25 protein-coding genes and 1 pseudogene are annotated in these 26,643 nt (G+C 35.3%); 12 read left to right on the forward strand and 14 right to left on the reverse strand.

The window, feature by feature from the left end; genetic code table 11:
- The first annotated feature begins 39 nt into the window (after positions 1 to 39).
- Entirely contained in the window at positions 40 to 1,890 is a 1,851-nt protein-coding gene (locus F1Z66_RS10790) for a hypothetical protein (protein WP_149863628.1), read from the forward strand.
- A 357-nt stretch (positions 1,891 to 2,247) separates the two neighbouring features.
- On the opposite strand, the gene F1Z66_RS10795 is transcribed toward F1Z66_RS10790, so the two are convergent.
- Positions 2,248 to 5,172, reverse strand: coding sequence for a hypothetical protein (locus tag F1Z66_RS10795; RefSeq protein ID WP_149863629.1), 2,925 nt, complete (start codon positions 5,170 to 5,172; stop codon positions 2,248 to 2,250).
- Between the two features lie 467 nt (positions 5,173 to 5,639).
- Between F1Z66_RS10795 and F1Z66_RS10800 the strand changes: the two genes are divergently transcribed.
- Positions 5,640 to 6,113 (forward strand): pyridoxamine 5'-phosphate oxidase family protein, encoded by a 474-nt coding sequence (locus tag F1Z66_RS10800; protein ID WP_149863630.1) that lies wholly within the window; start codon positions 5,640 to 5,642, stop codon positions 6,111 to 6,113.
- Between the two features lie 648 nt (positions 6,114 to 6,761).
- On the opposite strand, the gene F1Z66_RS10805 is transcribed toward F1Z66_RS10800, so the two are convergent.
- Entirely contained in the window at positions 6,762 to 7,595 is an 834-nt protein-coding gene (locus F1Z66_RS10805; protein WP_149863631.1) for a hypothetical protein, read from the reverse strand.
- Between the two features lie 616 nt (positions 7,596 to 8,211).
- Here F1Z66_RS10805 and F1Z66_RS10810 point away from each other — a divergent pair.
- From F1Z66_RS10810 to F1Z66_RS10820, 3 genes are all read left to right on the forward strand, one after another.
- Positions 8,212 to 9,147, forward strand: coding sequence for a hypothetical protein (locus tag F1Z66_RS10810; RefSeq protein WP_149863632.1), 936 nt, complete (start codon positions 8,212 to 8,214; stop codon positions 9,145 to 9,147).
- A 593-nt stretch (positions 9,148 to 9,740) separates the two neighbouring features.
- Positions 9,741 to 10,172 (forward strand): hypothetical protein, encoded by a 432-nt coding sequence (locus F1Z66_RS10815; RefSeq protein WP_149863633.1) that lies wholly within the window; start codon positions 9,741 to 9,743, stop codon positions 10,170 to 10,172.
- Positions 10,173 to 10,468: 296 nt separating this feature from the next.
- Complete coding sequence (locus F1Z66_RS10820; protein WP_159357450.1) at positions 10,469 to 11,716, forward strand: serine hydrolase domain-containing protein; 1,248 nt, start codon at positions 10,469 to 10,471, stop codon at positions 11,714 to 11,716.
- A 286-nt stretch (positions 11,717 to 12,002) separates the two neighbouring features.
- On the opposite strand, the gene F1Z66_RS10825 is transcribed toward F1Z66_RS10820, so the two are convergent.
- Positions 12,003 to 12,260 (reverse strand): hypothetical protein, encoded by a 258-nt coding sequence (locus F1Z66_RS10825; protein ID WP_149863635.1) that lies wholly within the window; start codon positions 12,258 to 12,260, stop codon positions 12,003 to 12,005.
- A gap of 151 nt (positions 12,261 to 12,411) precedes the next feature.
- Between F1Z66_RS10825 and F1Z66_RS10830 the strand changes: the two genes are divergently transcribed.
- Positions 12,412 to 12,921, forward strand: coding sequence for a CHRD domain-containing protein (locus F1Z66_RS10830; protein WP_149863636.1), 510 nt, complete (start codon positions 12,412 to 12,414; stop codon positions 12,919 to 12,921).
- A 523-nt stretch (positions 12,922 to 13,444) separates the two neighbouring features.
- Here the strand turns inward: F1Z66_RS10830 and F1Z66_RS10835 are convergent.
- Positions 13,445 to 14,416, reverse strand: coding sequence for an extracellular solute-binding protein (locus F1Z66_RS10835; protein ID WP_195907530.1), 972 nt, complete (start codon positions 14,414 to 14,416; stop codon positions 13,445 to 13,447).
- 81 nt (positions 14,417 to 14,497) lie between these two features.
- On the opposite strand from F1Z66_RS10835, the gene F1Z66_RS10840 reads away from it, so the two are divergent.
- Complete coding sequence (locus F1Z66_RS10840; RefSeq protein ID WP_149863638.1) at positions 14,498 to 14,749, forward strand: hypothetical protein; 252 nt, start codon at positions 14,498 to 14,500, stop codon at positions 14,747 to 14,749.
- Between the two features lie 287 nt (positions 14,750 to 15,036).
- Positions 15,037 to 15,981 carry a hypothetical protein gene (locus F1Z66_RS10845; RefSeq protein ID WP_149863639.1) on the forward strand — a complete coding sequence of 315 codons (945 nt, stop codon included), beginning with the start codon at positions 15,037 to 15,039 and terminating at the stop codon, positions 15,979 to 15,981.
- 454 nt (positions 15,982 to 16,435) lie between these two features.
- Here F1Z66_RS10845 and F1Z66_RS16290 read toward each other — a convergent pair whose 3' ends face one another.
- Positions 16,436 to 16,570, reverse strand: coding sequence for a hypothetical protein (locus F1Z66_RS16290; RefSeq protein WP_255437920.1), 135 nt, complete (start codon positions 16,568 to 16,570; stop codon positions 16,436 to 16,438).
- Between the two features lie 526 nt (positions 16,571 to 17,096).
- Positions 17,097 to 18,170 carry a class I SAM-dependent methyltransferase gene (locus F1Z66_RS10850; protein WP_149863640.1) on the reverse strand — a complete coding sequence of 358 codons (1,074 nt, stop codon included), beginning with the start codon at positions 18,168 to 18,170 and terminating at the stop codon, positions 17,097 to 17,099.
- Between the two features lie 162 nt (positions 18,171 to 18,332).
- On the opposite strand from F1Z66_RS10850, the gene F1Z66_RS10855 reads away from it, so the two are divergent.
- On the forward strand, positions 18,333 to 18,527 hold the full coding sequence (locus F1Z66_RS10855) for a hypothetical protein (RefSeq protein WP_149863641.1): 195 nt from the start codon (positions 18,333 to 18,335) through the stop codon (positions 18,525 to 18,527).
- Here the strand turns inward: F1Z66_RS10855 and F1Z66_RS10865 are convergent.
- Positions 18,479 to 18,865: pseudogene (locus tag F1Z66_RS10865) on the reverse strand (aquaporin). The gene F1Z66_RS10855 and the pseudogene F1Z66_RS10865 sit on opposite strands and share 49 nt — an antisense overlap.
- The gene (locus tag F1Z66_RS10870; protein WP_149863643.1) at positions 18,856 to 19,026 is read right to left on the reverse strand and encodes an aquaporin; all 171 of its coding nucleotides are present in this window, start codon (positions 19,024 to 19,026) and stop codon (positions 18,856 to 18,858) included. Before F1Z66_RS10870 ends, F1Z66_RS10865 begins: the two are co-directional and overlap by 10 nt.
- Positions 19,027 to 19,118: 92 nt before the next feature.
- Between F1Z66_RS10870 and F1Z66_RS10875 the strand changes: the two genes are divergently transcribed.
- Complete coding sequence (locus tag F1Z66_RS10875; protein ID WP_149863644.1) at positions 19,119 to 19,508, forward strand: hypothetical protein; 390 nt, start codon at positions 19,119 to 19,121, stop codon at positions 19,506 to 19,508.
- A 159-nt stretch (positions 19,509 to 19,667) separates the two neighbouring features.
- On the opposite strand, the gene F1Z66_RS10880 is transcribed toward F1Z66_RS10875, so the two are convergent.
- The 4 genes from F1Z66_RS10880 to F1Z66_RS10895 form a co-directional block, all read right to left on the reverse strand.
- Positions 19,668 to 20,240, reverse strand: coding sequence for an OsmC family protein (locus F1Z66_RS10880; protein WP_149863645.1), 573 nt, complete (start codon positions 20,238 to 20,240; stop codon positions 19,668 to 19,670).
- Positions 20,241 to 20,578: 338 nt separating this feature from the next.
- Positions 20,579 to 21,634, reverse strand: coding sequence for an alpha/beta fold hydrolase (locus F1Z66_RS10885; RefSeq protein ID WP_149863646.1), 1,056 nt, complete (start codon positions 21,632 to 21,634; stop codon positions 20,579 to 20,581).
- A gap of 394 nt (positions 21,635 to 22,028) precedes the next feature.
- Positions 22,029 to 22,607, reverse strand: a complete 579-nt coding sequence (locus tag F1Z66_RS10890) for an Lrp/AsnC family transcriptional regulator (protein WP_149863647.1) — start codon at positions 22,605 to 22,607, stop codon at positions 22,029 to 22,031.
- Between the two features lie 190 nt (positions 22,608 to 22,797).
- A complete protein-coding gene (locus F1Z66_RS10895) occupies positions 22,798 to 23,061 on the reverse strand; it encodes a hypothetical protein (RefSeq protein WP_149863648.1) in 264 nt (87 codons plus the stop codon).
- A gap of 91 nt (positions 23,062 to 23,152) precedes the next feature.
- On the opposite strand from F1Z66_RS10895, the gene F1Z66_RS10900 reads away from it, so the two are divergent.
- Complete coding sequence (locus F1Z66_RS10900) at positions 23,153 to 23,551, forward strand: winged helix-turn-helix transcriptional regulator (RefSeq protein ID WP_230207527.1); 399 nt, start codon at positions 23,153 to 23,155, stop codon at positions 23,549 to 23,551.
- Between the two features lie 396 nt (positions 23,552 to 23,947).
- Here F1Z66_RS10900 and F1Z66_RS10905 read toward each other — a convergent pair whose 3' ends face one another.
- Positions 23,948 to 24,607 (reverse strand): plasmid partition protein ParG, encoded by a 660-nt coding sequence (locus F1Z66_RS10905; protein WP_159357454.1) that lies wholly within the window; start codon positions 24,605 to 24,607, stop codon positions 23,948 to 23,950.
- Between the two features lie 89 nt (positions 24,608 to 24,696).
- Here F1Z66_RS10905 and F1Z66_RS10910 point away from each other — a divergent pair, with 89 nt between their 5' ends.
- On the forward strand, positions 24,697 to 25,521 hold the full coding sequence (locus F1Z66_RS10910) for a class I SAM-dependent methyltransferase (protein WP_149863650.1): 825 nt from the start codon (positions 24,697 to 24,699) through the stop codon (positions 25,519 to 25,521).
- 779 nt (positions 25,522 to 26,300) lie between these two features.
- Here F1Z66_RS10910 and F1Z66_RS10915 read toward each other — a convergent pair.
- Entirely contained in the window at positions 26,301 to 26,558 is a 258-nt protein-coding gene (locus F1Z66_RS10915; protein ID WP_149863651.1) for a hypothetical protein, read from the reverse strand.
- Positions 26,559 to 26,643 lie beyond the last annotated feature (85 nt).

The raw sequence follows: 26,643 nt of genomic DNA on the forward strand, positions 1-26,643 counted from the left end.
AATATTACTTGGATTCACACCATCAATTATAACTTTTCAATGCGCAATAACAGTTTTAGAAACAAGATTTTTTATCAAATTCCGGTATTTGTGTTAATACTGGCAATATCGATTCCAATGGTCACTGCTCCGGTCTCATCTAATGTTCTTTTTTCTCCTTCTAGTATACAAGTAAATCAACTTGCCTATGCAGAAGACGAGGGTGATAGCAGCGGTGGTGGAGATTCCGATAGCAGCGGTGGTGGAGATTCCGATAGCAGCGGTGGTGGAGATTCCGATAGCAGCGGTGGTGGAGATTCCGATAGCAGCGGTGGTGGAGATTCCAATAACGGAGATCAATCTATTTCATCATCAACTACTACTGACCCAGCCTTAGCATCATCATCATCATCAACTACTACTGACCCAGCCTTAGCATCATCATCATCATCATCATCAACTACTACTGACCCAGCCTTAGCATCATCATCATCATCATCAACTACTACTGACCCAGCCTTAGCATCATCATCATCAACTACTACTGACCCAGCCTTAGACCAAAGTCCTTTAGGATTAATCTTTAGCACAGAAAATGCTTCTCCTTCTCTGACTTATGAGACCGAAGATGAAGATCTAGACTGTGAAGATGTATCAGATAGGAACTTCAAAGTCTCCTCAAGTGATCCAAATGGATTCGATAGCGATAATGATGGTATAGGATGTGAAGATGGCGACGATGATAGCAGCGATAAAAATAGTGACATTGCTCCAATTAGCCTTACTAATGAAGGTCCAGACAACGATTGTAAGTTGAATCCTGACTTACCAAAATGTGCTTCTGTTGATGGAGACTGTCCAGATGGATTCTTCAATAATGATGACGATCAGTGTGTTCCTGAAGGTGGATGTCCAGACGGTTACCATACCGTAGATGATGATGAAACTGGTAGATGTATTCCAGATTCAGAGGGATGTCCCGATGGAATGATCTTTAGATCAGATGGAAAAACTTGTGGTGATGAAGAACAATTGTGCCAAGGAAACACTGGTCTTGAAGGTTGTCCTGAAACACCAGAGAAATGCGATCCTTCGTATCCAAATCATTGTATTAAACCTAGCGAGACTGACTTAGATTGTAACTGGGATGGCAATATTCAGGAAGACCAGATCGCAGACAAAAACTTTCCAGTAGGTTCGTCTGATCCGCATCACTTTGACAAAGATAAAAACGGCATTGGATGTGAGAAAGATGAAGGAAAAAAAGGATTTGATTTTATAGATATTGATTGCGAGGATATACAAGGTAGCGTTAGAGTGACTTCTGCTGATCCCAATGGATTAGACAAAGATAAAGATGGTATAGGATGTGAAAACAATGGTAGAGGGGGAAATGGTCATAATGGTAATCACAATGATGACCACCATGGTGACGACAACAGCAATGATAATGATAATGATAATGATGATAGCGATAGTAACAAATACATTATTATGCCCTCAGATACATGTAGCGATATTTCTGATACCATAGATTTATCGTCTGAACAAATAGATCCACAAGAAACAAGAACTATTGCATACTTTGGTAATTGTGAATTAGATACTGCATCATTGCAGTTAAATCTTGTTCAAAACAGTGATCTGAAATTGGTTGCAGCCAACTTGGACGACGGATTATCTGATGCGGTTGAGGTGGACCTGCACCAAATAGCGCAATCAGGATCTGATTCCCATATTTTATATGAAGCCACAATAACTGATAATCAGCAAGGTCAAGACTTAGACACAGGTGAAACAAAAACTCTAAACAATGTCAATGGAATAGTATTGTGGAACGATGACGAAGACGAGTCAATAGAATTTGCCGACAATAATTTTGTTGAAGCAAACATCAATTTCTTTGATTGAAAAGAAAATAACCATTCAAATTTACTCACAACTCTTACTTTTTCTTGCTTACATTATTTTTTCAATTTTGGTCATACAACTTCTATGACAAAATTAATACTTGCATTGTAGAAAGATCTGTGAAAAAGATTCGATTCAACCTTGAACTGTATCCCCACGGTCCCGAACTAAATGATACTATATTTGATAACTATATTTGCTAATATTATGGTGCAAACAAAGCGTATGCGTCTACCTCGAGATTTCCTAAAATAATGGGATTTGATTTAAGAAATAATTGATATTAGATTGCTTATCTTGTTTATTACCATCACGATTGAAAAATTAAATCTAGCCATCTACTTCAAGAGTAGATATCTACCTTCCACCTACAGGTGCAGATGGTTGTGATGCTAGCGTCGTTTGTGTTGCTGTTCCAGCACCTTGACTAAGGGCGGCTTCTACTTTTACAGTATTATCTGAGCCTAGTTGAACATTCTCCCCGCCTAGATTCATTAAAAGTAATGAATTGACGTTGCCTGCTAAATTCACCGGATTTCCGCTCGCAAGATCTAAACCCGTAGGTTGCGCGGTCAAATCTATAAAATATTGTGCTTGACCTGGAGTAGTAGAAGCTATTCTCTGCATTGGGACTATAGTGGATTGGGTCGTTTGTCCGCCTTGCATTTTAGCTCCTACAAGTTGAATTCCTTTTTCATCCGGTAAATTGAGCAAGACTTTTCCACCAGTAAGAATACACGGATCAAATGCTGCAAGGATTCGTGCTTTCCCATTTTCCATCGGCGATGGACCCAAGACAATAGTTGCAGACTGTAGGGGACAATCTGCAGTTGGTGTTACTGCTCCATCAAGTGTTTTGACTGTCAATCCTCCATCATTTTTCACGGTGACTTGATCATTGTTAATATTTGTTTTAGTAACTATAACTGTCTTTGTAGTTTGAGCTGGTGTTGTAGATGTGGAAGGTATTGTAGATGTGGAAGGTGTTGCAGATGTGGAAGGTATTGTAGATGTGGAAGGTATTGTAGATGTGGAAGGTATTGTACTTTGAGCTGGGGTTGTAGTTTGATCAGGAGTAGATTTTACCAAACAGAGGGAGGGATTGAATTGTGTCGATCCTGGCGGACATGTTCCATCTGCGCCTACTTTTTGTGCAGTTCCTACATAGCAATCATTATCTTCAAATGGATTGGCTTGAAATGATCCTGGCGGACATGTTCCATCTGCGCCTCTAGGTAATATGTCTGGTAGGTTTGATGGTGTTGTAGTGGTTTTTGCTGGGGGATTATCTGATACACATTTGGATCCGCTTGGAGCCCCATTCTTTCCACCAAACGCTACGACATGAGATCCTGATGGACATGTTCCATCTGCATTTTTAGGTACTTCACCTTCAGTAGTTGTAGTTGTTGAAGTTGTAGTATCAGGTGTATTATTTGAAACACAAGTAGAAGAGCCAGTACCTAGTTGACCGGCGTTACCATTGCTTCCTCCTACATATCTAGAGTAAAAGGGTGGACATGTTCCATCTGCATTTTTAGGTACTTCTCCTTCTGCTGGCGTTGTAGTTGTCTTGCTAGATGGATTATCTGATACACATTTGGATCCGCTTGGAGCCCCATTCTTTCCACCAAACGCTACGACATGAGATCCTGATGGACATGTTCCATCTGCATTTTTAGGTACTTCTACTTGTTTTGTAGTAGTTGATGTTTTGTTACAATCGGAATTGGTGGAAAAAACTTCACAAAGATTAATCGTACCGGGATCAGAAGGTAATGTAGATTCCCCTGCTGGCAATGTTGTAGACTTAGTAGAGGGGCCAACACATGCACCTGCACTTGTTTCAACAGTTCCAACGGGGCATTTTCCGTCAAGTCCCTTAGGAAAAGTTTGTGTTCCTTCTGTAGATGTAATTCCGCCCATTTTTTCTGTTGAAGGCGTCGTTGTAGTAGGTGTTTTATTGCATTCCGGACTTGATGGATTGTATTTGCAATAATATGTCATGTCTGTTGGTGTCGTTGGTTTTTGATCTACTGGTGGCTCAGTTGTTTCTGGTATAGTCGTCTGCTTTGTAGGTGTTTTATTGCATTCCGGACTTGATGGATTGTATTTGCAATAATATGTCATGTCTGTTGGTGTCGTTGGTTTTTGATCTACTGGTGGCTCAGTTGTTTCTGGTATAGTCGTCTGCTTTGTAGGTGTTTTATTGCATTCAGGAGGGACGGGAGTATTTACGCATAGATAAAGCCAACCGGAACTAGTGGATGTCGGTTCTGTTGTACCTGTACCCGGCGTCGAAGTCGACTTGCAAGCTGGATCGGTGGGATTGGACTGGCAAACAGGATTATTAGCTTGGAAAAGTGTTGTTTCCCCTTTATCTAAATCTTCCTCAAAATATGGTAAAAGTAAAGTTTCAGATGAGGCATCATTAATTGTTCCGATGATTGATTTTGATTTACAGAATGGAGCTTCGGGAGATGTTGTACAAATGGGATTCTTCTCCGACCCGGAATCTGCAGGAAGGGAACCCGATGTTACTCCTGTTGTACCTGTACCCGGCGTCGAAGTCGACTTGCAAGCTGGATCGGTGGGATTGGACTGGCAAACAGGATTATTCACTGAGGGTGGTGTTGTTTCCCCTTTTCCTACATCCGTTTCAAAATATGGTAAAAGTAATGATGCAGGTGGTACATCAGTAGTTGTACTTGGATTTGTAGTTTTATCTGGCGTTGTAGTAGTCCCTGTAGTTGTTTGTGATTTACAAAATTGGGCGTTGGGAGACACTTTACAAATATCATTCTTGGTCGATCCGATATTTGTAGAAGGAGAACCAGATGGTGTTCCTGTATTTGTATCAGTTGTTGTTGATGATTTGCAAGCAGGATCGGTGGGATTGGACTGGCAAGATGGGTTAACATAAAAATAATCTCCCCAGAGAAAATTTTGTAATTCTGATTGTGATGGCGTTGTGGTTGTATCTGTCCCTGGAGTACATTCTTCGGTTGTAGCTGCCTGTGTACCGTCAGGACAATTCACAAGTTTTGACTCTGCCTGTGGCTCTGTTTCTTCTACTGGCGCATCTGATTCTGGCTCTACCTCCGGCTGCTCATTTTCTGATAAACCATTGCCCTCATCGGAACTACCTCCCTCATCGGAACTACCTCCCTCATCTGATGTACTAGCAAAGCTATTGGATGGCATTGTCATGGCGGGATTAGCAGATAACATCATGGCTAATATCAAAACTATAGTAAAACTGGACGCAACTTTTCGATTCATTTCTATTACCTCACGCTATTATAGTCATAACTTAAAATTGACTTAAAGTCACATACTAATTTTGCATAATCCCATGAAAAAATTATGATATTACTTATATCTCTATTATCTCTTGTTTTTCTAACACTGACATTTCTATTTGTAATCACATAGGACCTATGCGCATTTTTGCGGACAAAATACATTACCATGATTGAATAATAGAATCAATGAGGTGACTGTTATATAACCATTTTATCACCTGAATTATCAATATTCTCAAACTGGATTATATCTATCTTAAATCATATTTCATGCGCCAAGACTAATTTTAGATCGGTTTTCTATTAAAAATCAGCATAAAAGAAACTGACCTGATAATACAACCTTGCTCACCAAATAGGTCAACTAGTCTATAGTGTAAAATTCAGGATGCAATTATTGCTCAAATGATCTATATTTTTATTTGACAAGAGATTTCAAAGAATATGAAGATCCTTAAAGCAAATCCGGAGATTCCTAGCATGACTATGGAAGAGGCTGAGCGATTCCTTGAAAGTAAATTGAATTTACAGCTTGCTACCATTGATAGTAAAGGAGATCCTAATATTCAACCTGTATGGTTCTACTACGATAAAAATAAGGAAAAACTGTTTATCATGACAGGCAAAAATACTAAAAAGAGTCAAAATGTCCGAGAAAGCCCGATCATCTATTTTTGTATAGAAGATGGTAACAGTCCATATAAAGGGGTAAAAGGTAAAGGTATAGTTACTATTTACGATAATCTTCAAACAGTTGTATCATTATCTAATAAAATGATCATAAAATATTTGGGTACGCTCGATAATCCAATGTCAAAGGCTATTAGTGAACGCTCTAAAAGTGGAGAGGGTATAATAATTGAAATAACACCAAAGTTTTTCTCTACCTGGGATTTTGATAAGATGTCTATTTCTTAATTGCGAAGTGAATAGCTTAAAGAATTGAATTACATTCCTTTCAGAAGAATAGAGTCAATAGATGTGATCCCATTCTTACTTTAAAATTTCAGCTTACAAAATGTTTAAGTGTGTCTTGTTGTAATTAACTTTAGAATCCTAATTAAAATACCGATATCAGCACTGGTCCCCACGCGCCCAGACTGTTACTAAAAGTCATATTAATCCATCTGAAATTACGCACTAATATGCAAAATCAGAGTAAGAAATTCATTGTGCGTTTAAGTGTCATAGAACCCTATTGGCTTCGGATTCTACAAGTTAATTCTAAAAGTTTTATAATAATTGTATCTTTAGTTTCGACATATGCTACCGTTTACTAGGCTAATATATTAAAGAATAGGAAAAATATGGAAACTAATTCCAAACTATGTTTACAAATATATAATATAGTTTGGGTAAAATTGACTAAGCGAATTTAGGGATTGAGCGTATAAATTTGAATACTTTTGACTCCAATGGCCACAAATTGTTTGACTTACTGCTCAGATTTATATTCAACTGAAACAAAATTTGCAATTCGAGATATTGAGGATAATAAGTTTTCTTTGTAAACAATACAATGATGTTTTTGTAATTGTATACAAAGAAAATGGAGTAAACCCTATTCTATTGTACCACTAGTTTATCGAAGCTTATTATTGCAAAAGGTTTGTTTTCATTATTAAGAATTACTCCTCTTGCACTGAGTCCAAATCCTGATTCCTGAAGTTTTTGTGCGGTCTCCTTTGCGGAGTCTGTAATTTTTACTACCACATAATTTTTAACTCCTGCAACTGTCCATTTCTGCTTTGTTATATTATCTAATACTTCAAATTGTTGTAGGAAGTCCTTGACACTAGTCTTTGAATATTTGGCTTCAATTTCGTCTTTTGACACCCGGCTAGTAACATCACTTATAAATAGTAGACCTAGTGGTTGTTCGTTATCATCAATAAGTAGAACGTTGGAAAGTATGCCAGCTTGATCCACTGCCTCCTTAATGGTGTTGCCAAGCTTAACCTTGCGTATATTAAGACTGTCTGAATTTTTAGATATTATTTCAGCTAATGACTCGCTTGTTATTTTTTTATTTGTAGTTGCCTCTACTAAGGATTTCTGAGTATTACTTAATGAATCGTATACTTTGTCCATATTTTTTGTTCCAAAATAAAATGCAATAATTGCACCTATCCAAGCTCCGAAAAGTGGAAGCAATGCATTGAACAAATTCTGATTAGAAGTGTTAATTGAATCAAATGCCTTTTGTTTTATCTCATCGCCAGCAATACCCATCATAAATACTACTCCATAAACATGAATTATTATTAATCCCACTATTAGCCCTATTATTGAAAAAATCAAGATCTTTGCTAACTGATCATGAAATATCCCCCCTAAATTATTCGACTTTGATATGTTTCTGTTTAGTTCTTCATTTGAATTTTTCTTATTTACTAACATAGTTTGGTATTACATTGGGAATTATTTAACTTTATCTACAAAAACGTGAATAATGAGTTATACTAGTATGTCAAATGACTAGATACTTATCTATTATCGAAATCGGTCATATTTGCTTGTATCGTACCCAATAAGCATTTAGTATGATATTAATTCTAACCTGATGAGTATAACCACGCAATAATGAATTCCAGGTCACAACTAATTTTCTGACCTGATGGATGACGGGCGGATCTTATTTACATTTGTTATTTTAAAGACTGATTATTTAACAAGTTACTTGAGATTCACTCTCCGTCTTTTTCTTGTGATTTTTTATACTTTGTCAAAAAGTATTATATACTTATCCGCTGCGTTAACCAAATTTGGAATAATTAGTAGCAAATTCTGCATCAAAGTTAGGAGATAAGTTGAGTGGGACATAACCTTACAATTCGATTATTAATGGGCCGTCGATCTCAATATATGAATTTTATCTAATGCTATGACTGTCATATCCCAAGGTTTTGTTTCTTTTAATTAATTATTCGAATTTGAATTGCATTATTAATATAATAACACGCTTTTGGCAATAAATACCAATACACTTAAATGAAGGCTTAGGTTATATGATTGTATGGAAATAATAACAGATGAACCACAAAAACCAAAAAGCGGTCGTGACCAGAGAAATAAGGGAGCTAAAATGGATCCGAGTCTATGGATTATTGTACCAATGGAGAACCCTTCTGATAAGTGGAAGATCACTGATGGGAACAAAAATGTGGCTGATATGTTTGATACAAAAGATGATGCATTACAATTCAAGAAATGGCTTGAATGGTCCGTAATTACTGGTCATGGAAATTCTCAATCAGAATCCAATATAGCATTAAAGTATGTTGCTAAAGCTGGAGGGCAAGTGGCAAAGAAATTTACTAAACCAGATTTCTCTGTCCATGATGGTAAGGACCGAAATAGTATCTATGAAGACCATAGAATATTCTCTGCTACTAATGCTCAATTAGCACTATACGTGCATCCCAAATTCGGTAAGAAAGATCAAATCGTGATCAAGGCTTTATCTGGTGAACATGGTTCCAAGCCAACTACAAGGGGAAGATGTTATTGTGTAGGGCTTGAAGTAGATCCAAAAGGTGAGACTAAATTTTACCTTGCAAAGGAAACGGACCATCCAACTACTCCTAGAATGGAGGGACAAAGAAAGATTGCCTTTGTTGGTAAACTGCCTGACCTAAACGATAAGACATTCGGTATGAGAGTTAACCATTATGTAGACAAAAACGGAAATACGATAGGAGAGTTAGACGTTGACTTATCAGTACTGGATACTCCAATAGACCAATTAGAAGAAGCTCCAAACAAATGGCAAAATGGTTTCACATTTTTAGATGATGGAAAGTGGCACAAAGGTACCAATCAAATTACTGAAAACAGTGGTGTAACTTATGGTGGAGACAAACTGGGATTCTATGTTCGAATGGATGAAGTAGGAAAAGGAGATTGTCAGTGTAACTTCTGTCAAGCGGTAGAAATTGAACCTCCCAACTAAGCTTTTGTGAGGATAAAAACAAATAGATATTTAAATTGACATTCTTACACACATTTCCATTTTTCATTTTTCATAAATGCCAAATTACATTGTAAAACCTATGTATTTGGATAATTTATACTAAAATTACAATATGTATTATCAGAACTTGTACGTTTTAAAAATAAATCCTTCAGAAAAATATTTTTCAATGTCTCGTGCTATGAGATTCAGTTGGTTTGATTAAACTATTTGCTATTATTGCACTATGTGAGTTCGGTTAGATTCTTTGAATAATGTTAATAATGTATATTTCAAGTACTCTTTGTATTTATAACGGCTCTTTCAGATTGTATTACGGATATTTGGAAAATGGAATCTATCCAGCCTTGAACTATATCCCCACGCACCCAGACTGTTACTAATCATTATGTCAAGTCCTATTGCTATTAAGCACTAATATTTGCAGTCAGATAATGGAATTCTTAATTTTATTGGATGAGATAGATCCCTGCTAGTTTTGGATTTAATAGTATAATTCTAAAACTGCTAGAATATTAGAGTATTGCACCTAGTTAGCAAATGCAATATATTTTTTCTATTATAGCAAATATATGAATAAAACAAATATTCACAACAAGAAATACTTAATTTCAGCATCAATCGCAATGGTGGTCGCGTTAGCACTTATCTCAAGTCCCCTAGTGGCTATGGATGACGCCTTTGCAACGCATAAGAAAGCAAATAAAGCAAAACAGTCTATATCACAATCGCAGTCATCAAATCAAAATGCTGGGTGTGTCTCTGGTGGAACAACATTTCTCTCATGCAGTAATCTAAGCTTCCAACATCAAAAAAATACTGGTAGCAACGCATTAGCTCAAAGTGGTCAAGGCGGCAACTTTGCAGACCAAAGCATCAGCCAATCACAATCCTCAAGCCAAACAAGCAATGTAGTTTCTGGTGGAAATACAATAGGCTCTGGTAACAATATCAACGTCCAAAACCAGGAAAACTCTGGTAGCAATGCAGCAGCACAGAGCTAAATAACCATATCTTTCTGTAATCTTTTTTTGATTTTTGGTATTATTTTTTATTATTAAGTAATCTAAAGAAAATTCGAATTACGGATAAAATTGTAGTTCTCAATCCGTGACATGAAAGTCATTCAATTTCTTGTATCAAAAATATGCTGTTGATGTCTCGTTTCAAGAAAATCTATCAGTAATGGAAAAAAAACCCATTTTGACAAAAATTGTTTAAATATTAGCTAACAATAACCATGATATTGAAAAAGTACCATTCATTAATTAAAAATTTTGCAGTCCTGTCTATCACAGCAATGATTTTTTCAACTACTATTTATTCTCAATCTTTTAATAACAATGTGTCAGCCCAAAGTCAGAAAGAGAGTAACCTGCAATCATCATCATCATTATCGTCATCACCTTCTAATAAATCTGAAGAAACAACTAATCTTTCAAAAGTTATTTTGGATAAATACAAACCAAGAGTTTTAGAGCATCTATTTAGTAATGAGACCATTGCCAATACTATTTCTAATTCTTCTATACCCGCATCAATTGTAGTGGGGATTATTACTCCAAATGGCACACAAGTATCCGCATATGGTAATATTTCCAAAGATAATCCTACACCAGTAGACGGAAACACAGCATTTGACATTGCCTCAGTAACAAAAACATTTGTTGCTACTGTTTTGGCTGATTTAGTCCATCAAGGCGTTGTGAAATTAAGTGATCCATTGGAAATGTATCTTCCATCCAATGTAACAGTTCCTTCATATAATGGGTACAAGATCACATTAGGCGATCTAGCTACACATAGTTCTGGATTACCATACCAACCTACGGGATGGATAAAGAACAAACACTACACAACCCCACAAATTTATGAATTTCTGTCTAATTCTAAGTTTGAAGATGAACCAGGAACGGTGGCCAAATATTCTAATTTAGGAATGGGCATGGTTGGACATGCAATGTCATTGAAGATGGGTGTTAGTCTAGGGCAGCTCATAGAGGACAGAATTTTGAAGGTACTAGGGATGAATAGTACTGGAATTGGAATGAATGCAACAGGAGTATCTATACCAGAAAATATTAAATCAAAGTTTGCAATAGGTCATATTGCTGGAAACGAAAGCGAATTGATGTTCTTACCCCAGGAAGTTCAAGGAGCTGGTGCAATATACTCTACTGTTAATGATCTGCTAAAGTATGTATCAGCTAACCTCGGATTAATTGATACAAAGATCAACCCTGCTATGGAAGAAACTCACGCCATCAGATATCCATTCTACGAATTACAAGTTCCATTTCCAGATCCCTCCGGAAATGAATCAACACCCTATGCTTACGAAGGCTTGTCATGGTTTAGTACTACTAATTTAGGAACTCAGGTAGTCTGGCATAATGGAGGAATAGATGGTTATAGCTCATTTGTTGGATTTAACCCGTCAAAACAAATAGGCTTGGTAATACTATGTAGTTGTCATTTCAGTGATGTGCCCCCTATAGAAATGTTACAAATTGCTATACCTTTCCTTCTTTATTATCCTGACCTTTAAAAATTTTTTTCATCTTTTGGCTCAAAGAACTTGTAGACGACTCGTGGAAGAATTTATTTACTTTAGGATTGCCACTACATGGTCAGATTATTATAGAACTCTGCTATCACCAGGAACAACCTAATCGAGGTTAGGTATGTCATTTCTATTCTATTAAAATATCATTTCGATATAGAAAAAGATATTAAATTTATAAGAAATTCTTTATTGACTTGCTAAATACCTGTGATTGGTAAAATAAGATCAGCCCAAAAAATAGAAAAATTTATGGAATCTTGACTTTTATTTATTTACAGGAACCATGATTCCAACCTTTCTTGTATGCCGCTACTTCTTGCTTTGTATCAGCCATTGGATAGTATTTTTTACAATGATCATGATCATACCAGCCTTGTTGACACATTTGTATCAAATCTGGACTCTTATATTGTTGTTCACACCAGTGTGAAGCAGCCTCTACAGGTTGAATATTTATTATTGATGGAGTAAAGGCCAATGATGTTACGACAATTGCTATCGCAATCAATTTTGTTGTAATCTTCATTGCTATTGTTGAATTTGACTAATATAAAAATATTTTAATAATTACTAATCTTTGAAACTATTGTTTATTTAATCATTTTTTGCAAGTTTTTTGGTTAAGAATGACACATCATATCAAATATGTTATATACCGCCATTGTAATTGTTAAATAATGAAAATCAGCAATCAAATAAGTAGGTTATTGGTATTGGCTATGACATTAGCAATAGCTGGAATAACGATGGTATCAACAAGCCTCCCTCCATCTACGGTATTTGCAAACATCTATTTTGTAACTAACATGACTGGACAAGAAGAGGTTCCACCAGTCGACACCCAAGCTGTAGGTGAAGCAATATTAACTCAGGATTTACCGCTAAATCAAACTATGCATTACTTTGTAAATGTCACTGGAATTCAGGGTGTAACACAGGGGCATATACATAGTGGAGCTGAAGGAGAGAACGGTCCAATTGTTGTAACTCTGTTTAATTTTGATTCCCCTCAGAATGAGGTTCTTCAGTACAGCAATTTTACCGCGAGTAACCTTGAAGGTCCAATGCAAGGAAAAACGATACAGGACTTGATAGGAGCAATGAAGAATGGTAGTACCTATATCAATGTTCATACCGAAAAAAATCCAAATGGAGAAATTAGAGGACAGCTAATGAATGTACCGTAAACTACAACACATCTTCTTTCTCAAAATTTTAATAATTTTTTACGGTGACAAAAGGGTTCATTTATTTTCAAATATAGGTATATTTTATCCTTAAACATCCTTGTTAAATAACCACTATATATTACAAGTACTTTGATTTATGACCTTGCAGTTCCAATTTTATTTGGAAATTTGTATAATGAAAATACTGAATAAAATTTTGCTTAAGACAAATAGAATTAGGAATAGACCATGTCTTTTATTTTTCATCGAATCATCGCGGTATCTAGTATTAGAACCCTATTACCACCGGGAACTTTATCCCCACGCGGCCAAACTAAATGATACTTTATAGGTTAAATCAATATGACTCGTTGATAGTGAAACCTATATTTAAGATCAAATTCTATTAACTTTTCAACCGTGTTTGAGGTTAAAACCTGGAGGATCTATCGTTTTATTTTATCTAAATTGAATTTGGTCACACAGTAGGTAGGGGCTACGTTCTGGATTCACAAATATTATCAAAACACAAGATTGGATTCTACTGAATCGCCTCTCTTATGGATGTGGGAATATCATCAGCATTTCCTTCAGCTGTCACATTAATAGGGTTGAGACCTTGTCCTTTCAATAACTGAGATCCATTCATTGAAATTAGAAAATTTACAAATGAAGTTGCTCCCTCGATATTCTTAACAGTATTGGGTATGGTAACTGCGAATTCAACTGGTTCTCCATAGATTGTTTTTTGACCCGATTGCAATGTGTAATTTGCACGCTTGTACAAATCAGAATAATTGGGATCTCCAAGATTAATCTCTTTGGGTAAAGTGATGTAGGGAAGACCTCTTGATATAGCCTCATGCTTGTATGCTATGACTGCATCCAATGTACCTGCTTCTAACACAGTCTTGAGAGTTTCTTCGGGAAATATTTGTTTAGGATTCCTATCTTCTCCAAATACTCTATTCTTAATAGATGAATCATTGTAATAGGAATTTGCTAATTCGGCGGCAATAATTCCATAATATCCCTTTGGATCCAATTCAGGATCTGTTCTGCCAAATTTAAAACCGTTCTGAGATACAACATCAAACCAAGGAATTTCACCTTTTCTTGCCTTCTCTAAATCGTCAAAGTGTGGACTATTGGACGAGTAAGCAATCACAATTTCAGCGGATCCAAACTTTAAAAACCAGTCTACTATTGGAGGAGTTGTGTTCATTAGTTTTATCATTGGGACGCTGCCGGCACTAACAAACACATCAGGAGTTCTAAATCCATCTATAATCAAATTTGAAACTTGAACAGATCCTTTACCTTCTCCAACATAAGGATACCCTGATTCATTTTGAAATGCAGGTCCAATTATATCTTCAAATATCTTTACAAGAGATCCTGCATACATCACAAAGACTTTATCTTGTTTATCAGTAAGTATAGTCCCTTTTGCAATTGGAAATCCCTCTAGCAAATGTGTCGAATATAATCCAATAATAACAAAGATTATCAATAATAAAGTATCATGCTTTAAGTTCATCTCTAAATAATTATTCCCAATATTCAACATATTAAATATATTAACAGCAGAAACTTGATCCTTAAGGATGAATTCGATGGAAATCCTGATCTTGGATTAGATTCCACTTTGAACATTGTCCCCCACATGCTCAAACTAAATGATGCTCGACATGGTAATGATGTTGTGCGTCCCCCACATCAAAGTAATTTAATCAATGTCTACACTTCCATGCGAATTTTCTTTTATTCTATTCAGACCAACATTGCAACGCAACCCACCCAGACTAATCCGGATTTATTCGCGCCATGTTCTGTTAATATTTGAAATTAGCCATCGAGTTCAATAAATTCTAATTTGAGATCTAAAATCTGGTATTTGATCGAAATGAGTTTGAAAGAGGTATGAGGTGTGTTGCATGTTGTCCAAATATTAACAATATTGATAGTGATTGATCATACCTCGGCCTTTACGCGTTAATAGTCGAGTATTAGCTTTGATATATGATACTCTAAAATTTAATGTACAAATTCAATATTACAAATACACTATAAAATATTATATCTATTAATTATAGAGTTTAGTTTATATATTTTTTTAACTACATACAAACTATGAATAGCAGATTTAGTGTAAATAAAGCATTAATTGCATCAACAGTTCTAGCAATTTCGTTCATACTTCTTGTGGGTCCAACCTTGCTGACCATGAACGTATTTGCTCAAGGCAATAAGGCTAATCAAGGAATAGGCCAATCTCAATCTTCGACTCAATTAGGAGTTTGTGTATCTGGTGACGGCACTCTTTTTTCATGCAACAATCTAAATGCTCAAAGTCAAACAAATAGCGGAAACAACGCACTAGCTCAAAGCGGTGGGGGCGGAAAAAGCGGTGGTAATCAAGCCAATCAAGCAATAGGTCAATCTCAATCTTCAAACCAAAATGCATTATGTGTTTCTGGAACAGGAACCTTTGTTTCATGCAACAACTTGAGTGCTCAAAGTCAAACAAACACCGGAAACAACGCAGCAGCTCAACAAGGTGGCAGTGGAGGTAAAGGTAAAAGCGGTGGTAATAGCATCAATCAAGGAATAGGCCAATCTCAATCTTCAAACCAAAAGAGTGGTGTAGTTTCTGGTGGTGATACTACTGCTTCAGGTAATAACCTAAACTCCCAGAGTCAAACAAACACCGGAAACAACGCAGCAGCTCAACAAGGTGGCAGTGGAGGTAAAGGTAAAAGCGGTGGTAATAGCATCAATCAAGGAATAGGCCAATCTCAATCTTCAAACCAAAAGAGTGGTGTAGTTTCTGGTGGTGATACTACTGCTTCAGGTAATAACGTTAATGATCAAAGTCAAACAAACACCGGAAACAACGCAGCAGCTCAACAAGGAAGTGGAAAAGGTGGTAATAGCATCAATCAAGGAATAGGCCAATCTCAATCTTCAAACCAAAAGAGTGGTGTAGTTTCTGGTGGTGATACTACTGCTTCAGGTAATAACGTTAATGATCAAAGCCAAACAAACACCGGAAACAACGCAGCAGCTCAACAATAATTTATTTTTTTTCCTAAATTAATAATTTTAGTTTCTTAATTTATTATTAACAATAGTTCTTGGTTATCAAAATTTAATTTTGTGTCTGTTTGCATTTTGTTCTAAATATTTGCCATACATGTGAATCAAAATCAGCCATAAAGATATTTTTGCTATTTTAATATTAAATTATACATATACATATATCACATCTCTTAAGTCAATTTAGAAATACGTTTACAGATTAAGAAAATTGATATTCATTTTGTGATACCTTTGAATTAGTAATTTCAAGTATGTATATTGCGTAATTCAAGAAAAAGATAATCAGTTCCCATATTATCTTCAATTTTTGAATTGTTAAGGCAGGTAAAATGGCCGAAAATATGATAGGTCATCATAAAAAGAAATCTAAATCATTGTCAAACAATCATGCAAATTCAAAATCGATTAAATCATTTTAGATCTGTTTTTTTTAATAAATCATCTTTTTGTAGTAATAACAGCTGCCAACTTTGGCATTCATCTCTTCCGACCCTTCATATGCTCCAGATATGCATCTAGATTTTTCATAAGGTTCATTAAAATCGGAATTCTCTAACCCGCTCACATGACAGTGTGAACATTACTCCTCAGTCGAATTGCAATTTAATGGTAATTATGTTATATGGAATCTAAATTACATTACATTCCTTTTTTTATACTTTTATCAGAGACTGTAACTATGAAAAGAGTAATATCTCGAAAATCCCGCTTAATGGAACATCAGTTAGCCGCGCATAACTCCAAATTGGCAAAAAAGTATAACCAAAGTAGGTTAGTTTATCTTCTTGATCCAGAAATGACAAATCTTGTAGTGTAGGTGAACTGCGTGAAGTCTATCAACCTTAATCGCTGTATATATGATGGCTGTTTGACTAAACCAACAGCACGATGTCTTTGTTGCTCAAAATTATATTGTTATGCACATCTAAAGTCATGTCTTCGCCATCACCTAAATGAGATCGAAATCATCAATCCTTTAAAAAATTAGATGAGGGCTAGATCATGCAAGAAGTATATCATCTTTTGAATTAAGGCAATTTAAAGGAATAATAATTTATCAACAAATTATTTACCTATAAATTACAAAAAAATTATGGCTTTGCTTCATAAACAATATTAAATGGTGTTTGAGCAGCTCGTTTGAACTTAGTAAACCCGGCTTTATGGACTAGATCTTTTATTCTTTTTTCTCCTGCTTGTGCGCCCAGAGCAATCCCGTCATCTGCTAAAGAATTTGGTACGCAGATCAAAGATGATGCCGCATAATATATTCTACCCGTCAGATTTAAGTTATCTTCCATGTTATCATTTGCCATTGGTTCGACAATCATACAGGTTCCATCGTTTTTTAGGGATTGTTTTGCAAAATTCAATGCTCCAAGAGGATCGCCCATATCATGAAGACAGTCAAAAAAGGCCACAAGATCATAATCATTACCTATGGATTCATTAGCAGAAACTAATGAGAAACTAGTATTTTTTCTCAAGTCATATCTATTAGCATTCTCCTTAGCTTTTTCGATTGAAGGTGGATGATTATCGAACCCATAAAATTTTGAATTTGGGTATGCTTTTGCCATTATCACGGTTGATACCCCATATCCACAACCAATATCAGCAACTTTGGCCCCTTCTTTTAGTCTTTCTTCGACTCCTTCAAGAGAAGGTATCCATGATTGAACCAAATTACTCATATAACTCGGTTTGAAAAATTTTGCAGTCCCTTCAAAAAGGTCATGGTGATGGTCACCCCATCTTAATCCGTCACCGGTTTGAAAAATTTTTACGAATTTATCTTCATCTTTAAAGATGGATCTTAAAATTTGATAACCTCCTAATAGATACGTTGGACTATTTTCATCTGCCAAAACCATTGCATTTTCAGGAGATATGGAAAATTTCTTGTCTGACGGATTATAACTTATATAACCAGCCGCAGCCTGACTGGCAAGCCATTCTCTGATATATCGTTCAGAGGTATTGGTTGCATTAGATAGTTCTTCCGAAGTTAACGGACCCCCCTGTTGTAACGCTTTATATAATCCAAGTTTTTCACCAAGCATAATCATCATAGCACTCAAACTGATGCCCATATCGGCTACTGCCCTCATTACAAATTCTTCAAGTTTCTTAGAGTCGATAGGATTTGTATTAGTCGAACTCATAATATCTGGATCAATAGCAATTATTTAAACTAATTGCAAAAAGTATGGTGTTAAAAGATTAGATTTGTGCTGTTTCAGCTTAAAATAGAAGCTAAGAAGTTATTGCTCGGTCCTTGTTTTCGATATAGTAGAAGTAACATGTATCTGAACTGATCTGTATCTATGATAGACTTTAGTGATAGTGAGAATCAATACCGTAGAAAACATTCAATTTTAATTACATACGTATTAACTAAGAAGGTGGAAACGGTTCTCTTAAAATTATTGGTGGAAGTTTTTCTTCCTCCTCCTCTTTGGGATGAAGTAATTTATACTCCTGCTGCAATTATTCCACCAGCAATCGGCGCTATCAAATAAATCCAGTTATATGCAAAATCCCATGTTATCAAAGCAGGTTCAAAGGAGCGTACAGGGTTTAATGATCCTCCAGTAATTTAGCCTCCGTAAATAACATTTAACCCAAGGGTAAAACCTATGGCTACTCCAGCTAAGAGAACTATCTTAAAGTTCCTTGAAGTGGCAGTAACAAATACAACATATACCAATGTAAACTTCATTACAGTTTCTAAAGTGAGAGCCCTTACAACATTATCTTCGGAAGGCAATGTTACACTTGCAGACATTTCAGAACCAAAGATTGAATAGACGACCGCAGCAACAATTACTGCACCTATGCTTTGAGCGATTATGCACATACAACTGCCTCCTTTCTTCCAATTTTCTTGGTCACTAACAGACCGATTGTAACAGCAGGATTAACCTGTGTACCAGAACGATATCCTATAGCATAAACTATTGCAGTTAGTACTAGAGTATGAACTAATTCTAAAAGTGCCAGAATATTAGAGTATTGCATTTAGTTAGATTAATTTAAGTAATTGATTCAAAAAATCAAATGATATGAGAAATTTGTATAATATAAAAGAAAATCGGATAAATAGACAACTAATGATATATGTTGTTGTAGGTGTATTGTCTGTATTCTTGATCTCCACTTCCGTCGTGACCGTCGTTTTTGCACAACCTCCTACAACTGGCTACAAATCATCTGGGGATTGTACGTGGAAGGGTACTAAACAAAAAACCTGTTGTTATAGGACATCTACAGGAACGAATCTTGGAGAATCTTACTGTCAGACATGCACAGTTAATCCTCAGACAGGTCAAATTTCTACTTGCGAACAACCAGAGCTCCAGTTTAGATCAACTAGTGGTAATGTACCAGACGATGGTGACGATGAAAGTGGCAATAATGGTGGAGTTCTAAAAGAATCAGAAGTCTCAAATAGAGGAACATCTAACAAGATTCCAACAGATGGTGGGGTACTAAGTAATTAACCATTTTCGTTTTTTCTGTCAAAGGGGATTGAAGTGCTCATAATATTCACGGGGTTTTAAAACTACATTAAGTAACGGAGGTTCTATCCAACTGTGAACTACATCCCCATGCGCCCAGATTGCTACTAATATAAGTTATTTTAGCGTTAGGGTATCGAGTTATTCAGAGCCAACTATAACTACTGAAGTTCCGTTGGTTAGAGTGTCAAATGCAGGAGAGAACTTCTTACCAATCTCATATAGTTCATTTATTTGTTCCTTTGATGCAGTATTGCTATTGATTTTTAGATTTACTCTAAACTGTTGAGCTCCAGGCCTAACGTTTGAATCTATGCCTGTAAAACCACGCAAATTAACATCACCTTCTACATCAATATTGATGTTATCGATTAGAATACCCTTTGAGGTGGCATGAGCTACTATAGTTTGTATTAGACATGCTGCCAAACTGCCCATACAGACTTCACAAACAGTGGGACCTTTTCCTTCGCCAGAAAATTGAATTGGAAAATCATAATTCATTTTGAATTCAGTATTCCTTTCCATGGTTCTACCGCCAAGGCTGAAATTTTTGGAACTGGATGTAACACCAAAACCGCCATTCCATTCAGATCTCACATAAAACGTTGCTGTTGTCATTTCAGAAGGATTATTGTGAAGAGACTCATACAGGGTTTTCAGCATATTTGTATTTACCCCATTATTTGTTGTTTCGTTCGTACTATTATTCATTCAATCAATACAAGAAAATACAAGATAATATTCTTTATTGGATAGATAAAAGAAATAGAAAAAATCAATGTAGATGATATTTACCAATTGTAAATTAATCACTACTTTGCAATAACTATATCTCGGGCCTGATTAATATAGAATCATACAACTTCCATTTCGATTCCTTAAATTCATTACAAGTAGTAGAACTCCACTACCAGCTAGGACTTAATCCCCACGCGGCCAAACTAAATGATATTTTATATGATAATGATATTGGTATAACTAGAGTGAACATAAATAATCATAATCCAGTTATCCTATTCATTATCCATTTCTTTTCGTCAGATCGGTCATCATTTTATGGTCGAAAGAAATGTGTTTAAGATCATACCTACCTCTTCGGGATATTGATCCATTACTGCATGACCCGCATTCTTTATCTGTACAAGCCAAGCGCCTGGTATCTTTTCTGCAATTTTTAAAGAATTGACATAAGGTTGATATTTTATATCATCGGTTCCGGTTATAACCAAAGTGGGCTTGTCCAACGTAGCAAGTTTATCACAAGAACCACTCCATTGTGGATTGTCTTCCCAATATTTTCCTACCTTGTTTTGACTGTCAGCTATTTCAGGAGGCAAGCCTGGTTTCAATTGCTGTAGTGATGTAATGTTTGCTGGAAGGTCAACTGATTCTGGATGTAGTTTGACCCAGCCGGGACCTAATGAAGCAGCAACCAGCTCTCTTAATTCATTAGATGAAAGTGAAATGTTATTTAGAGATTTGTTTACAATATCTGATTGTAATTTTATAAACTCGGCTGGTTTGGGTGTATGATCTTTTCCGCCGCAAGAAGAACCAACAAGAGTTAAGCTGTTGACCTTGTCTGGATGCATAATTGTAAATTGTTGAGCCAAATATGATCCAAGAGATAATCCTGCAACATCTACTTTTGAAATATTTAGCGCATCCAACAAACCTGCAGTGTCATTTGCAAGTTGTTGATGAGTATAGGGTTGGGAACCAACCGTCGAATTTCCAATTCCACGTTGATCAAACGCAATAACAGAGTGATTTGTAGAAATAACGGTCAAAAGTGCTGGATCCCAAGCATCAAGACCATCAGAGGCGCCATTAAAAAGTATTATAGGATCACCTTTGCCAAACATCTTGTATGCGATGTCAATATCCCCAACACGGACCTTTTCTAAGGAAATATCTTGTAGATTTACCAAGTTTGGAGTAGTATGAGAGGAATTGATCTGCTGAGTAGTATTTGTCTGACCAAACACAACACTAGTAACACCATGATGACCATCGTCAATTAATAAAGTACTTGATAAAAGTAAACTCGATAGAACTACTATGATTAAAAGATGATTTTTTCTTAACTTACTATTGCTATACATAAACAAATTCTATTGAGATAGTATATAAACAAAATACATCCTAGTAAAGGAATTACTAATTTGTTCCTTTTCAATTGGGAATTTGAATTAGATACAAACCGTGTTCTAATCCCAATACCTTCCATCAATAAGTTAGTGCTAACTGATGGGATTATGATTATGCAATAAAATTTGAATTTTACTTTATACAGTTAGTTAAACTGAACCCGATTAGATTCCAACTTAAACCGTGTCCCCGCTTCCAAACTTAATACACGTAAGGAAAAAAGGCCATCTAGCAGTAAATCGACTTTAAATTTGTAATCATACTATCAAATGCAGGATTTAGTTTTATATGGTGTTATGGAACTAAATTAAGTATCTCGTACTAGATGTACAAGACGTTCTGGTTATCCTATGGATTTGACCTCTGAAAAAGGTTTTCTATTAGTCCTTGTTTATCAGTAGTTATTTCTTTAAGAATTTCAGACCATTGAATGCTTTCTACATTTTCAAGTGTATTTAATGTGCGTATTATTTCATAAATCTCATCGTTATTTTTGTATGCAATCCTAACTACTAGATTGACATCAGGATGACCGATGCGTACTGTAACTTCTAGAATACTTTTGGAATGTTTCTCGGTGATCTGGTCTACAATTCTTTCAACATCTCCTTTTAAAGTCTTTATCAATAGATCTGCTACTCTCATTCCCAACCTATGATAATCTAGATCAAAATTTTTGGTAAATAAAGTCGAATTCTCTATTTTGCTTCTTCTTCTTTGGATGGTAGACAAAGGAATATGGACTTTTTCTGATATCTCTGAAGATCTAATATCCGGATTCTTCCAAATATGTTTAATAATTTCAACATTTATTTTATCAAAGATAAGTGGGTTTTCTAAACTGATAGGTTCAGGTATCTTATTTCTTTTGTTTTTGGTAGAAGAAATCTTTTTATTGTTATTATTTCTTTTGCTCCTCTTGGACAAGTTCTAAACGTGGTAATTAAAATCAACTAGTTAAAAACTTTTTGGGTAAAATGACCAAATTAATAATACGAACAATGATTTTTTTGTCTTTTTAGCAAATATATCTTCTTAGTGTTGAAATATTGCGATTATAATAAGAAAAAGACTTCTTAGTTTACCGTTAATAGGAGTCTCATTTTAACTTCATCCATCATGCCTTGTATGCTATTATGGTGATACTTGAAACCTTTCTGCTTTTTACATTACTATTATTTTCATCTTCCACTTTACTGTACAGTATTTCATCAAGTATTTCAATATCAACAAAACCTGCTTTTCTGATAGCATTAAGGTAATTATCTTTTGTTCCACAACAGTTTTTTGTTGGAGAACAGCAGGAGTCAGAATCTCCACTCAAAGCAAACTTTCCGTATTGTTCTTTTATTCTTTCTTTTATTTGTAATTGTTTACTCATGGTAATAGGTTTACCAAGGAAACTATTTAAGTTAGCAAGGCGAGTGTAGTAAAGTAAGTGAAATCAAAGAAACTAAAGGAGTTTCAGAAAATTGAGTGAAAAAGCAAACCGGTATTCCAAGTCCAAGTTACCTTTGTTACAAAATCAAGAAACATGCAACTTTCAGGGCTACAATACAGGTACATTAATGAAGGAGACATCCAAACTCCGAGCACTAATCACAAAAAGGGGAACATTTGAGATTTTGATTCCGCTATGCTGTTCAATTGATCCAGTAAGATATATGACTTTTAGAAAATCAATGAAGGGGTTTAGTAGCAAAACTTTGGCAAGTCGTCTAAAGGAACTTGAGAAAGGAGGGATTTTGGATAGACAGTATTATAATGAGATCCCACCAAGAGTAGAGTATAGGTTAACACAAAAAGGACAAGAACTTGTTGAATCGATAATATATTTGCTAGAATGGATGAAAAAATGGTCAAATAAGTAAACTGCTAACAGGAAAACATTTTTTGATATGAGTATTACGTGATCATATTAGATTAGATCACTCGAAAAATGTAATCCATACTTGTGAAAAGTAGAGTGATCTATTCTTACAAATCCAAACATTAATTCTCGACAACTATATCTGGTAACACTTTGTCATCTTAATGGAATAAATCAAATATTCTGACTTAGGCTTTAAAGGAAATCTGTTTTATGCTACTTATCCCCTTGGATTCTTAATTTTCTCTATGAAATGCTGACCTGCACTCTTAAATATAGTCAAATTTATCACTAATCTCCACGCGGTCAAACTAAGTGATCTCTTATTAGGCAATATCACCATGAGGTGGATAAGTTATCGCCAATTTTTCATTTACTTTTCATTCTTAGCATAGAGTTAACTCAATAGTAGTTTGTGTGTATTTTCTTTGGTTATGTGTATTTTAAATATTTGATCATCTTTGAGGAGAAATACCTGATCATGGGAATCAAACATCTCTATAATTTCTGATGAAGATGCATTAAAAAGATTGGTCATCTCATAGGCACAAAATATGAGACCAGCCATTCTATTCTTATCGTATTGCTTTTCCAGCGAAACCGCTTCAGAAATTGAGGAAGATGCAATATCGTTGATGAGAAAATCTACTAACAAAATCTCTTTGTTGTTAGACTTTTGCCAAACATTTTGTAAGATGTCTTTAATATGTTTCATCTTATCTTTTTGGGATTGTTTATACTGCACTATTGTTCCATCGAACCAACGCAGGCCTTCAAGGGCTTTTGTGATTGAAGTATTTGAAGAACGAACAAAACATTTGAACCAGTCGTCTTTTTGAGTCATTTTATCTAGTGACTTCATCAGCCTTTGCATCGATTCTTCGTTATCATAGAGAAGCAAGTGATGTCTTTTTGGTATTTCATCTTGTTTTTTTAGCCATTGGTCCACGGCATCTTTGACAATAGAATTGATAGAGACGCCCTTCTTTTTTGATTGATTGCCCAATTGTGAATGGATCTCGTCGTCAAAGCCGCGGATTATTAAATTGCGCGTCACAGTTTTATTATATATGTCACATCATATAAGTGATATCACGATATCAGTAATAAAAAGCTATATATATTGTGATATCGTGATATCAAATTATGAGTCAATTAAATATAGAAAGCAATAGAGAAAAATCATTGAATTTGAAAGCAGAGAATGTTTGGAAACTGGGCAATTATAGTAGTATATCTACCATGTTACCTCCTATTTCTGATCATTTGGTGAGGCTAGCTGATGTGCATTCAGGAGAATATGTTCTTGATGTAGCATGTGGCAATGGTAACACTGCAATTACTGCCAGAAGAAAGGGTGCAAACGTAACTGGGATTGATATCACATCTGACCTATTGAAGCGTGCTGCGGAGGAAGAAAAAATAGCGTTACTAGATGGCATAATATGGAAGGAAGGAGATGCCCAGAATCTACCATTTGAGGACGAATCCTTTGATGTAGTGCTTTCAAGCTTTGGACACATGTTCGCACCGCAACCTGATCTTGTGAGCAAAGAAATGATTCGTGTAACAAAAAAAGGTGGTAAAATAGCATTTGCAACTTGGCCACCTGAGTTGGCTATTGGGTCGATATTTAGAGTAAACGGTAAATATTTGCCAAAAAAACCAGACGCACCACTTTCACCAATTCTTTGGGGAAACCCAGAGGTCGTAAAGGAGAGATTAAATGGAGTATCAGAAATCTACTTTGAAAGAGGTACAGCATTATTTCCCATTCTTAGTCCAGGTCACTTTTGGGAGTTTATGAGTACAAATTATGGTCCTTTGCTCAAAACAATACAGGTTTTAAAGAGTCAAAATAGTGTTGAACAAATCAATTCGTTTAGAGATGATTTCTTACGCGTCATAGAACCATATGTAGTAGAAAATAATATACGATTAGGTTATCTTTTGACAGTAGCAAGAAAATAAGATGACATAGGTGGTAAATAATATAAAAATATGGATAGTTTTGTAATTTGTCGTCGATAACCATATAATTTATTTTGAATCCAAATATTTTTACCTGTTCTATTGGTTCTAATACGGATTCTATTCAACCTTGAAACGTGTCCCCACGTCGGCGCACCATAGCATTTTTGTACTCGACTAAAACCGATGATTCATTAGTAGCATATAATTTTCTTTTTATTCTTATTGTCAGGAATTGTGTATTTTCTGTGAGAATGAAGAAATTAAATTTTGTCTTTAAATTGTCACCAATACTGCAAGATAAAAAAACAAAAACAAAAACAAAGGTAAAAAATTCCGCTTTAGAAAATAATTTATTTTAATTTTACGTATATGTATACTCCTTCTGCAAAAGGATGTAGGCTTTGGCGAAAGCCAATAAAGGTCTTGAGATGCGGCCAACAGATCTCAATACCAAGATCCAATGCCTGCAAATGCTAAATTGTGTTCGCATTCCAGAACTATGATTCAAATCTTAAACACAAAAAGCTTTAATAATACTTTTTTAAATCCTTGTCCGATCTGCTTTTATGAAAATAATTAAGTTGAATTGGAATCTTGTTACTTCTAGTAACTTAATACCCGTGAATGAAAATTATTACTTATATATGAAACATATCCCATTGGGCTTTGAAAGAAATCTAATGTAAGATACTGAATTTCAGTATAACATAAAAATAGATATTGTATTAACTGCTGATCCAACCAAAAATAATTGAATATTCCGACGGACTCGCTATTTACTTACAGGAACCGTGTTTCCATCCTACTTTATATCCGCTAGCAAAGGCATTTGATTCACCATCTGGATTATATGAATAACAATGATCATGATCACTCCAACCCTGTTTGCATCCATTTACCCAATTTTGAGATTTTCCTTGATTCTCACACCAGTGCGATGCAGCCTCGACAGGTTGAGTGTATAATATCGATGGAGCCAAGGCCAAGGATATTATGGCAATTACCATCGTGCATAGTTTTATCACAATTTTCATATATCCTCTTAATTTTTCCTAATATAAAAATTTTTTAATTTTTTTAGAAAATAATAAAATCAATTTCTCTTTCATTATTTTTATT

This window comes from Candidatus Nitrosocosmicus agrestis (assembly GCF_008389435.1).
GTDB classification, from domain to species: domain Archaea; phylum Thermoproteota; class Nitrososphaeria; order Nitrososphaerales; family Nitrososphaeraceae; genus Nitrosocosmicus; species Nitrosocosmicus agrestis.